This window comes from Streptomyces sp. KR80, from assembly GCF_052245555.1.
Lineage (GTDB): Bacteria > Actinomycetota > Actinomycetes > Streptomycetales > Streptomycetaceae > Streptomyces.
Window position 1 is genome coordinate 1 of the sequence record NZ_JBQQCD010000055.1, and the last position, 542, is coordinate 542.

1 protein-coding gene is annotated in these 542 nt (G+C 64.9%); it reads right to left on the reverse strand.

The genetic code is table 11. The annotated features are described in order from the left end of the window. Window positions 1–542, reverse strand: a 542-nt coding sequence (locus tag ACTWQI_RS29885) for a HAMP domain-containing protein (protein WP_443275234.1), incomplete at both ends; no start/stop codon positions are given.

Sequence of the window (542 nt, forward strand, 5' to 3'; positions counted from 1 at the left end):
GCGTCGACGGAGATCTTCTTGGAGAGGTCGCCGTTGGCGACGGCGGTGGTGACCTGGGCGATGTTGCGGACCTGTGAGGTGAGGTTGGACGCCATGAAGTTGACGTTGTCGGTGAGGTCCTTCCACATCCCGGACACCCCTCTGACCTGCGCTTGACCACCCAGGTGCCCTTCGGTGCCGACTTCGCGGGCGACCCGGGTGACCTCGTCGGCGAACGCCGAGAGCTGAGCGACCATGGTGTTGATCGTTGACTTCAGCTCGAGGATCTCCCCTTTCGCCTCGACCGTGATCGTCTTGCTGAGGTCTCCTTCCGCCACGGCGGTGGCGACCTGGGCGATGTTGCGGACCTGCGAGGTCAGGTTGTCCGCCATGAAGTTGACGCTCTCGGTGAGGTCCTTCCACACCCCGGACACCTCGCGTACCTGGGCGCGTCCGCCGAGGCGTCCTTCGGTGCCGACTTCGCGGGCGACGCGGGTGACTTCGTCGGCGAAGGCGCGGAGTTGGTCGACCATCGTGTTGACGGTGTCCTTGAGCTGGAGGAT